Annotated in this window: 10 protein-coding genes; 2 read left to right on the top strand and 8 right to left on the bottom strand. The window is 41.0% G+C overall.

Features of this window, described 5'->3' with window-relative positions:
- Both EAL04_RS04560 and EAL04_RS04555 read left to right on the top strand, forming a co-directional pair.
- On the top strand, positions 1–173 hold a 173-nt coding region (locus EAL04_RS04560), incomplete at its 5' end, for a type II toxin-antitoxin system YafQ family toxin (RefSeq protein WP_162982486.1).
- A gap of 359 nt (positions 174–532) precedes the next feature.
- Positions 533–1678, top strand: coding sequence for a YbfB/YjiJ family MFS transporter (locus EAL04_RS04555; RefSeq protein WP_001263609.1), 1146 nt, complete (start codon positions 533–535; stop codon positions 1676–1678).
- A gap of 5 nt (positions 1679–1683) precedes the next feature.
- Here the strand turns inward: EAL04_RS04555 and EAL04_RS04550 are convergent, their stop codons facing one another.
- The 8 genes from EAL04_RS04550 to EAL04_RS04510 form a co-directional block, all read right to left on the bottom strand.
- The gene (locus EAL04_RS04550; protein WP_120973604.1) at positions 1684–2649 is read right to left on the bottom strand and encodes a CobW family GTP-binding protein; all 966 of its coding nucleotides are present in this window, start codon (positions 2647–2649) and stop codon (positions 1684–1686) included.
- Entirely contained in the window at positions 2649–3026 is a 378-nt protein-coding gene (locus EAL04_RS04545) for a hypothetical protein (RefSeq protein WP_120973600.1), read from the bottom strand. The genes EAL04_RS04550 and EAL04_RS04545 overlap by 1 nt, the downstream gene beginning before the upstream one ends.
- A 43-nt stretch (positions 3027–3069) precedes the next feature.
- Entirely contained in the window at positions 3070–3951 is an 882-nt protein-coding gene (locus EAL04_RS04540) for a polysaccharide deacetylase family protein (protein ID WP_120973596.1), read from the bottom strand.
- Positions 3952–3963: 12 nt separating this feature from the next.
- Complete coding sequence (locus EAL04_RS04535; RefSeq protein WP_120973593.1) at positions 3964–4848, bottom strand: carbon-nitrogen hydrolase family protein; 885 nt, start codon at positions 4846–4848, stop codon at positions 3964–3966.
- An 83-nt stretch (positions 4849–4931) separates the two neighbouring features.
- Complete coding sequence (locus tag EAL04_RS04525) at positions 4932–5333, bottom strand: hypothetical protein (RefSeq protein ID WP_108561143.1); 402 nt, start codon at positions 5331–5333, stop codon at positions 4932–4934.
- 15 nt (positions 5334–5348) lie between these two features.
- A complete protein-coding gene (locus EAL04_RS04520) occupies positions 5349–5612 on the bottom strand; it encodes an AtpZ/AtpI family protein (protein ID WP_000743083.1) in 264 nt (87 codons plus the stop codon).
- 4 nt (positions 5613–5616) lie between these two features.
- The gene (gene hemL, locus EAL04_RS04515; RefSeq protein WP_120973590.1) at positions 5617–6909 is read right to left on the bottom strand and encodes a glutamate-1-semialdehyde 2,1-aminomutase; all 1293 of its coding nucleotides are present in this window, start codon (positions 6907–6909) and stop codon (positions 5617–5619) included.
- A gap of 9 nt (positions 6910–6918) precedes the next feature.
- Positions 6919–7473 (bottom strand): YceI family protein, encoded by a 555-nt coding sequence (locus EAL04_RS04510; protein WP_000738944.1) that lies wholly within the window; start codon positions 7471–7473, stop codon positions 6919–6921.
- Positions 7474–7475: the final 2 nt, after the last annotated feature.

Raw genomic sequence — 7475 nt, 5'->3', positions numbered from 1 at the left:
ATGCCTTAAAGGGAAAGTGGAAACCTTTTAGAGAATGCCACATTAAGCCTGATATTTTGCTTGTGTATTTAGTGAAAGATGATGAGCTTATTTTGTTAAGGTTAGGCAGTCATAGCGAGCTGTTTTATAAACTACCCATAATGCTTAAAAAGAACGCAACAATCGCATGCTAACTCTCTAAACCGCTATAAAAAATAACTTAAGCGTCCAACTCTATTTTTTCTCAGTGATGCTTTCCTTTAAGCCTAGCCCATAGTTATTAGCGTCTGTTTCAGCAATGATAACCACCGCAAAGAAGCCTTATTCTAGTAGAAGCCTTGTTTTTATGAAGTGCTTTTGACACAAGCTCTATAACGCTAATAACCAACTCTTTTTCATTCAATCATGGGGTCTCTTTAATGATACACGCTTACTAAATAGCATGAACGCTCCTTAAATTTATTCTCATCTCGCTCCCATTATGCGCTATCAATTAACAAGTTTCAATATAATACAAGATCTTTTTATAACTTGTCATGTGTTAAGGATCAAAATGCGCGTGTTTGTTTGCTTTTTAGGGGTTTTTGTGTCTAACGGCTTGGCTCGTTTTGGCTATGTGGTTTTAATCCCCCTACTCATTTTATCAGGGAGTTTAACCCCACACCAAAGCTTCCAACTGGGTATTGCGGTGCTAATGGGCTATGTTTTTGGGAGTTTTTTAATCCAATTTTTAAGCCCGTTAATGTCATTAGAAAGCATCGCTAAAATCAGTTTTGGCTTGATCGCTTTGAGTTTTTTAGTCTGTTATTTTGATAGTATCCCTTTCTTTTGGCTTTGGATCTGGCGTTTTATCGCCGGTGTGGCTAGCAGTGCGTTAATGATTTTAGTCGCTCCTCTCTCTTTGCCCTATGTCAAAGAACATAAAAAAGCCTTAGTGGGAGGACTTATTTTTAGCGCTGTAGGCATTGGATCTGTCTTTAGCGGGTTTGTTCTGCCTTGGATCAGCTCTTATAATATCAAATGGGCATGGATTTTTTTAGGGGGCAGTTGTTTGATAGCCTTTATCCTTTCCTTAGTGGGGTTAAAAACCCGCTCTTTAAGGAAAAAATCCGTTAAAAAAGAAGAAAGCGCGTTTAAAATCCCCTTTCATTTGTGGTTATTGCTCATTTCTTGCGCGCTCAATGCGATTGGTTTTTTACCGCACACGCTTTTTTGGGTGGATTATTTAATCCGTCATTTAAATATCTCCCCCACTATCGCTGGGACTTCATGGGCGTTTTTTGGTTTTGGAGCCACGCTTGGTTCTTTAATCAGTGGCCCGATGGCTCAAAAGCTAGGGGCTAAAGAAGCCAATATCTTTATCCTCATTTTAAAATCTATCGCATGCTTTTTACCCATTTTTTTCCACCAAATCTCTTTACTCAATTTAAGCATCTTCATAATGGGAGCGGCCACAACCGCCAATATCAATTTATTCAGCATGATGGCTTTAAAAATTGCAGGCGCGAAGCATTTCGCTCAAGCGTCTTCTTGGGTGGTGTTTTCTTTTGGCATTTTCCAAGCGCTTTTCTCGTATCTTTTCACGATCTTTTTAGGGGATTTGGGCTATGTTTTGATTTTTGTTATTTGTGGGGTGTGTTTGGTTTTAAGTTTCATCGTTCTTTTCCCTATCAAAATGCAAACAGCTATCCATAAATAGAAAAATTATGGGGTTTCAAAACCCTTAATGCCGAGAAAATCCTTAAAACCCTTTAAGGAATTTAAGATTTTTTCACGCTCTAAATGGCACATGATAAAAACGAGGTTAGAGCCGTTTTGATCCTTTAAAATATGTTTAGGCGGGTAAATGACATGCATCACGCCGTTAATACTCACTAAAAGATCGCTTCCAATATCAATAATCCCCTTTATGCGTAAAATCTGCGTGCCGTATTGATGCAACAACAAACTCAGCCAAATCCCAAACGCGCTCCACTCCATCGCGCCTTCAAAACTAACGCTTAAAGTCTCAAAGCCTTGCGAGTGCGAATCTTTTGGCATTCTTGGCATAAAATTTCGCGCCCTATTTTTGCGTGAAAAAAAGCTTTCGTAATCTATATTTTTCTTGTCAAAAATTTCTGCGCTAGGGTTAAGGGATTGTATTTGTTCTTTTAATTTCATTAAAGCCACGCTATCGTTTTGCAAATCCGTTTTGGTCAATAAAACGCTATCAGCAAAAACGATTTGCTCTTTAGCTTCGTTGTTTGTTAAATGTACTTTAGCGTTCAAAACATCCACGCAAACCACCACGCTTTGGATCTCAAAATGCACCCCTAAAAAAACATCGCTCAAAATCGTCCATAAAATCGGCGCCGGGTTGGCTAAACCGGTGGTTTCAATGATGACGCGCTTTAAAATTTCGCCGCGCCATTCATAGTTATTGAGCGTGGCTTTTAGAGACTCCACTAAATCTAAGCGTTTGTTGCAACACACGCACCCTGCGTTAAGATAGAGCATTTTTTCACCGCAATATTGAACGCTTAAGATGCGCTGATCCAAAGCGGCTTGCCCGATTTCATTGATGATAAGGGCAACGCCTTGGTGATCTATTTGGTTTAAATATTCGCTTAAAAAACTCGTTTTACCGCTGCCTAAAAAACCGGTGATGAGCGTGATAGGGATTTTGGGCATCAGTGAATGGCATTTGTATTTTGATTTAAAAACGCTAACAGATTAGAATCTAGCGCGTCCATCTCTTTTTTGGCTAAGTTTTGCGCCTTACCCCACAAATCGCCTAAATCATTTACGATCACGCTCTGCCCTTTTTTATCGTGCAGCACAAACTTCGCCCCTTGCCAATCATCAATTTTTAGCCCATAAAACGCCAGAATTTGATTGAGCAACCCCACCCGTTTGAGCCGCGCTCTTTTGCGTTCCCTGGCGTTTTCATTCGCGCTAATAAGCACATTTGACACTCTCAAATTTTCATCGCTCCCATAACTATCGCTCTTATCGCTCCCATCGGTCCAATGAAAAGAACTGATAAGCTCCCCGCATAAAACGCACATTTCAACCTCTTAATCAAACGCCAAAAACACTTTGGCGTTATCGCTATTTTTTTCTGGGGTTTCGTTTTAAGAAATCATCAGCGATTTCATTGAATGTTACCCAACGCACGCCCTCATGCTGGTTGATATGCTCAATGATTTTTTCATGCATGAGCAACACTTGCGGGCGTCCGCTCACATCAGGGTGGATTGTCATGCTAAACACCGCATAATCCATCTCACGATAAACCCAATCAAATTGATCGATCCACATTTGCCCTATATCGCGCGGGCTTACAAAACCAAAGCTATTGGGAGATTTTTTGATAAACATCATCGGCGGTAAATCGTCCAAATACCAGTTCGCAGGGATTTCCACTAAATTTGTTTCCACCCCACGGATTAAAGGCTTCATCCAATCCTTGGCTTCCAAACTATAATCAATCTTGCTCCAACTATCCCCCACGTGCACGAAATAGGGCATGAAGTCATTGTGCATGAGCGAGTGGTCGTATTTAAAGCCGTGTTTTAAAAGCAATTCATTAGTGATATTAGAAAATTCCCACCACGGTGCCACATAGCCTGTGGGGGCTTTGCCGGTGAGATCTTTAATCAATTCAACGCTTTTTAACAAAACATCTTCTTCTTGCTTGGCGCTCATAGCGATAGGGTTTTCATGCGAATACCCATGCGCGCCCACTTCATGCCCTGCATCCACGATCATTTTCATTTGCTCTGGAAAAGTTTCAATAGAATGCCCCGGCGCAAACCAAGTCGCAGGGAGATGGTATTTTTTAAACAATTTCAAAAGCCGTGGGATCCCCACTTCCCCCGCAAAAAGCCCACGCGAAATATCATCAGGCGAATCCTCCCCACCATAGCTCCCCAGCCAACCAGCCACCGCATCAATATCCACGCCATAAGCCACTAAAATTTCTTTTGCCATAATCGCTCCTTTTTAAGTGAGTTTTCCAAACCCCTTTTTGGTGAGTTTGGTGTCAAAATCTTGTAAATAGGGGATTTTTTGGCGTTGCAGCGCCACTTCGTTCAAATCCATTTCAGCGATAATGACCTCATTAAGCTTGGTGGCTTGCACGATGATTTTCCCATTGGGCGCGATGATTCTTGAATCACCGGCAAACTCTAGCGTTTGTTTTAATTTGGCGTTAGTTTCTTCCCCACTATGATTGCACGCGCACACAAAACAGCCATTTTCTAACGCTCTAGCCCTACTCAACAAATCCCAATTATAAGCCCTAGCTTTGCCAAACGCGCTAGGATAGATTAAAACCTCTGCCCCTTGTAACGCAAGCAAGTTCGCACCCACGCCAAAGCCGATTTCATAGCAAATTTGCAAACCCACTTTCGCGCTAAAATCCCCAAAATCCAGCGTAAAAACCTCGTATTTTTTGCCCCTTTTGAAGCGCGATTTTTCATCGCCCCACAAATAGATTTTACGATGCTTGCCAACAATCCCGCCTTTTGGTGGAATGATATAAGCGCTGTCGTAGAGTTTTTTATTCGTTTTTTCAATGCTGCATGCCACAATATGCGTATCGCTAGATTTCGCAAAATCGCTTAACGCTCTCAAAGTCTCGTTTTTTAGCGTTTTCTCGCCATGCTCTATCGCTTTAAGATCTATCCCAAACTCTGCGTCTTTATCATTCACGCAATAACCGCTATCAAACAATTCCGGTAAAACAATGAGATTCGCACCTTTGTTGTGGGCTTCTTTGGCTAGGTTGAGCACTAATTGCAGGTTTTCATTTAAGGCGTAGGGTTTGGATTGCATTTGGATCACGGCGGTTTTTAGGATTCTTTTAGCGGGATTTTTTGTTTTCAAGATCCACTCCCATTTTTGTTTTTATTGTATAGGATTAAAAATTAAAAGAAAATTAAAGGGGTTAAAATCCGCATGCGTTTGTGTCAAAACTTACCATGATTATTTAAAAATCGTAATAACGCGCTAGAGAGCGAGCTCACAAACACGCCAATAAGAAACGACAATCCGTTAAAAAGATGCAAGAATAAAAGCGTTCCTAAAATGCCTAATAAAACCCCATACCCCCCTAAACGCCACACATTAAAAGACATTTCCAAACCCAGGGCGAATTTTTGGAATTTTTGCTTTTCGTCTTTTTCTCCATTTTGTTTCCTTAAATCCAAACGCTTTTTAACGCCGTAATACGAAGACAACGCCACGATAAAAAACCCTAAAAACCCCCCTTCAAAATTCAAAACCCCTTGAAACGCTTGGAAAAAATAAACGATAATCGCGCTAACTATATTGATAAAAAGCAAAATAAGCAAGCATTGGATTTGGCACATGGGCTTTGATTGGATTTATTTTGTTTTATTTTGCGTGTATTTAGGGTCTTTGGCCAGTTCTTCATAGTCTTTTTGCATGTTTTTATAAGCCTTATAGACATTGAGAAAGCTCGCTAACACGCCCCAAATAACCCCAAGCCAAAAAAGCCACGGAATGTGAGTGAGCTTTTTAAGCCCATAGCCTATAGCCACGCCCATAAGGATCGCTACCACCATAGACAGCCCTAAGCTCAAATAATTCGCCCCCTCTATGAATTTATAATACTTTGGTTTTTTCAAAAATTCACACGCCCTTTATGATTTCATCAAAACTTTCATCGGCTTTTGAGATCACTAAATCAATCATCTCTTCAGTCATAGGCTCGCAAATAAAGCCGGTTTCAAAGCTTGAACATGCCAAATACACGCCCTTAAAGAGCATTTTTTGGTGGAATTTCGCAAACATTTCGGTATCGCTTTTTAAAGCGTCATCAAAATCACGCACCGCATTTTCGTTAAAGAAAAAGCCAAACATGCTCCCCATATTGAGCGTTTGTAAGGCGATGTTATAGCTTTGAGCGCTCTTTTGTAAGCCTTGAGTCAAACGAATAGCCAAAGCGTTTAAGTGAGTATAAAGGGTTTTGCCTCTTTTGATTTTATAAAGCGCACTCAACCCCGCACACACCGCTAGGGGGTTACCGCTTAATGTGCCTGCTTGATACACGCCTCCAATGGGTGAAAGCAAGTCCATAATTTCCGCACGCCCCCCAAAACACGCCAAAGGAAGCCCCGCACCTATCACTTTACCAAAGGTTACCAAATCCGGCACAACGCCATAAAATTCTTGCGAACCGCTCAAACTCGCTCTAAAACCGCTCATCACTTCATCTAAAATCAGCACCGCTTGGTATTTTCCACACAAAGCCTTTAAGCCTAGTAAAAACTCTTTTTGAGCCGGCACTAACCCCATATTCCCAGCAATGGGTTCAATGATGACGCAACCCACATCACCTTTTTTAAAGCATTCTTCTGTGGAGTTTAAGTCATTATAACGAGCCACTAGAGTGTGTTTGCTAAAATCGTTCGGCACGCCTAAAGAAGAAGGAGATCCAAAAGTGGCGCACCCGCTACCCGCTTTCACCAATAAGGAGTCGCTATGCCCATGGTAGCACCCTTCAAACTTGATCAAATCGTCTTTTTGGCTATAAGCTCTAGCGAGTCGTATCGCGCTCATGGTCGCTTCCGTGCCACTATTGACTAAACGCACCTTATCTAAGCCTTCATAACAAGAAATGATTTCCTTAGCTAAAGTGGTTTCTAACTCTGTGGGAGCTCCAAAAGAAGTGCCTTTTTTTAATGCATTAATAATATTTTCTTCAATTTCTTCATCAGCATGCCCAAAAATCAAAGGCCCCCAGCTTTGCACAAAATCTATATAATGGTTGTTATCCACATCATAAAGATACGCCCCCTTACCTTTTAAAATAAAGGGGGGAGTGCCTTTAACGCTCTTAAACGCTCTCACAGGCGAATTGACCCCACCAGCGATCACCTGCTTGGCTTCATTAAAATCATTAATGCTGTGCAACAACTCCATGATTTTAAATTATCCCTTGATCATGCTTTCAAATTGGATTTCCACTTGCGACCAAGTCAAGCCCTCATGAAAACTTTCGCATCGTTTAGCCAAGCTCGCTAATTCGTTTTTCAAGCCAAAACTCAACAAATCCAAAACCCCTTTAACCACGAGCTTATCATCAGCAATCGTGTATTGCATAGGCACTTTCACTAACTTTTCATTCATCCTCACATAAGCCGTAAGAGAACCTGCATGATCGCCTTCTATCACATTTCTAAAAGTTACTTTAATATTAGTGTTTTTAAAAAGAGCGAAAAAAGCTTCCTTAACATTTTTGTTTTTAGTGTCATCGCCCAAATTGACTTTCAAGCTATCCATGCTCGCATTTGCCCCTTCTAAAAGGGTTTTCAAACTATCTTGAGATTTACCCAGTTTATAAGTGATGCTTTCAAAACTCCCATTTACCGGTGTTTTAGCCTTAGTTTTAAAGGCCGTCCATGTTAGCTTAGCCGAAGATAAATCCAAATTCACCGCCTGTAAAAACCCTGCTAGTAAAACCGATACCAAAACCATTTTTTTCATTC

This window comes from Helicobacter pylori (genome assembly GCF_003638305.1).
GTDB lineage: Bacteria > Campylobacterota > Campylobacteria > Campylobacterales > Helicobacteraceae > Helicobacter > Helicobacter pylori_DJ.
This window is presented reverse-complemented; position numbering and strand designations above follow the sequence as displayed.

Excerpts from the sequence above, each read along its gene's own strand:
- EAL04_RS04555 (WP_001263609.1), top strand. The coding sequence starts at position 533 with ATGCGCGTGTTTGTTTGCTTTTTAGGGGTTTTTGTGTCTAACGGCTTG.
- EAL04_RS04550 (WP_120973604.1), bottom strand. The coding sequence starts at position 2,649 with ATGCCCAAAATCCCTATCACGCTCATCACCGGTTTTTTAGGCAGCGGT.
- EAL04_RS04545 (WP_120973600.1), bottom strand. The coding sequence starts at position 3,026 with ATGTGCGTTTTATGCGGGGAGCTTATCAGTTCTTTTCATTGGACCGAT.
- EAL04_RS04540 (WP_120973596.1), bottom strand. The coding sequence starts at position 3,951 with ATGGCAAAAGAAATTTTAGTGGCTTATGGCGTGGATATTGATGCGGTG.
- EAL04_RS04525 (WP_108561143.1), bottom strand. The coding sequence starts at position 5,333 with ATGTGCCAAATCCAATGCTTGCTTATTTTGCTTTTTATCAATATAGTT.
- hemL (WP_120973590.1), bottom strand. The coding sequence starts at position 6,909 with ATGGAGTTGTTGCACAGCATTAATGATTTTAATGAAGCCAAGCAGGTG.
- EAL04_RS04510 (WP_000738944.1), bottom strand. The coding sequence starts at position 7,473 with ATGAAAAAAATGGTTTTGGTATCGGTTTTACTAGCAGGGTTTTTACAG.